Origin of the sequence: Streptomyces sp. UH6, assembly GCF_013421635.1 — a bacterium.
Classification (GTDB): Bacteria; Actinomycetota; Actinomycetes; order Streptomycetales; family Streptomycetaceae; genus Streptomyces; species Streptomyces abyssomicinicus.
In genome coordinates, this window is the sequence record NZ_JACADT010001004.1 from 1 (window position 1) to 2,026 (window position 2,026).

1 protein-coding gene and 1 pseudogene are annotated in these 2,026 nt (G+C 73.3%); one reads left to right on the forward strand and one right to left on the reverse strand.

Translation table 11 applies throughout. The features are described 5' to 3' along the window. Positions 1-679: pseudogene (locus tag HW445_RS28535) on the forward strand (bifunctional glutamine-synthetase adenylyltransferase/deadenyltransferase); the annotation flags it as partial. A 94-nt stretch (positions 680-773) separates the two neighbouring features. On the opposite strand, the gene HW445_RS28540 reads toward HW445_RS28535, so the two are convergent. Beyond that, positions 774-1,763 (reverse strand): phosphatase PAP2 family protein, encoded by a 990-nt coding sequence (locus HW445_RS28540; protein ID WP_180223735.1) that lies wholly within the window; start codon positions 1,761-1,763, stop codon positions 774-776. Between the last annotated feature and the right edge of the window lie 263 nt (positions 1,764-2,026).

The following is a 2,026-nucleotide window of genomic DNA, read 5'->3' on the forward strand; positions in this document are numbered from 1 at the left end:
GATCGTCGACGCGGACCTGCGGCCGGAGGGGCGCACCGGGCCGCTGGTGCGGACGCTCGCCTCGTACGAGGCGTACTACCGGCGGTGGTCGCTGGCCTGGGAGTCGCACGCGCTGCTGCGGGCGGACCCGGTCGCCGGCGACGCGGAGCTGGGGCGGCGGTTCCTCCAGCTGATCGACCCCCTGCGGTACCCGGCGGGCGGGCTCGGCGACGACGCGGTGCGGGAGGTGCGGCGGCTCAAGGCCCGGATGGAGTCCGAGCGGCTGCCGCGCGGCGCGGACCCGACGCTCCACACCAAGCTGGGGCGCGGCGGCCTCACGGACGTGGAGTGGACGGTCCAGCTGATGCAGCTGCGGCACGCGGCGGACGTCCCCTCCCTGCGGACCACACGCACCCGCAAGGCGCTGCGGGCGGCACGGGACGCGGGACTGATGTCCGCGGACGACGCCCAGGTGCTGGACGAGGCGTGGATCCTGGCGACGCGGGTCCGCAACGCGGTGATGCTGGTGCGGGGGCGGGCCGGGGACACGTTCCCCACGGACGTGCGGGAACTGGCGGCCGTCGGCCGCTACCTCGGGTTCGGCCCCGGGCGGGCGGGGGACATGATCGACGCGTACCGGCGTACGACGCGGCGGGCACGGGCGGTCGTGGAGCGGCTGTTCTACGACAACGGGTCGTGACGTGACGTGACGTGACGTGACGTGACGTGACGTGACGTCCCGGCCCGTCGCCGTGGGAGGGCCGCGCCCGCGGCATCCGTCGGGCGCGGCTCCCTCAGGGGTGTGGGTTGCGGGGGAGGGCCGGCTCTCGGGGGACGGAGGACTCCGGCCCGTCCTCGGACCGGGCACTCGAGGGTTCCTCTCCGGCCCTGGCGGGCCCGGGCGCGGCCGGTCCGTGCGGCGCGGAGGGCGCCGGTCCGCCCGAGGGCCGCGGCAGGGCGGGTGGAGCGGCGGCAGTGCGCCGGAAGGGGCCGGGGACGGACGCCGGGCCGTACCAGAGGCGGGCGACGGTCCAGCCGAAGGCGAGACAGATCAGGCCACCCACCGCGTCGAGCCAGAAGTGGTTCGCGGTCGCGACGATGACCACCAGCGTCGCCACCGGATAGAGCAGCGCCAGCACCCGCACCCACGGCACCCGCGCCAGCGCGTAGATCGTGAGGCCGGACCAGACCGACCAGCCGATGTGCATGGACGGCATCGCCGCGTACTGGTTCGACATGTGCTTCAGGTCGCCGGAGGCCATCGACCCCCATGTCCCGTGCACCAGCACCGTGTCGACGAAGCCCGACCCGTTCATCAGCCGTGGTGGCGCCAGCGGGAACAGGTAGTAGCCGACCAGCGCGACCGCCGTCGTCGCGAACAGCACCGTGCGCGCACCGGAGTAGAGCGCGGGGCGGCTGCGGAACAGCCACACCAGCACGCCCAGCGTGACCACGAAGTGCAAAGTCGCGTAGTAGTAGTTCATGCCGACGATCAGCCACTCGACCGAGTTGACGGCGTGGTTGACCGTTTCCTCGACGGCGAGGCCGAGCCGGTTCTCCACGTCCCACAGCCAGTCGGCGTTGCGCAGGGCCACCGCCCGCTGCTCCGGCACCGCGTTGCGGATCAGGGAGTACGTCCAGTAACTCGCGCCGATCAGCAGGATCTCGAACCAGATCCGGGGCCGACGCGGAGTACGCAGCCGACGCAGCCTGCCCGGTCGTACGTCGGCGCCCGCGACGGTGCCGGAGTCGGCCTGCCGCGGGCGGCCTTCCAAAGCGGTCACGGTCCCTCACCCATGGCACGTCAGTCTGCCAGAAACGTCTTACCCGACCGATCATCCTCCGGATGGATCCCGGTCGCATTTCGTTCGGGGAAAACCCCGGGGCAACTCGGGGAGACACCTGGGGGAAACCCTGAGGAAGTCTCGGAGAGGCCCGCGGAACCCCCGGAGAGGCCCCCAGAGGCCCGGAAAGCCCCGGCGGACCCCCCGGGGCCCTCGGGCACCCAGGAGCCCCGGAGGCGTCCGGTGGCGCCGAAGCGCCCCGA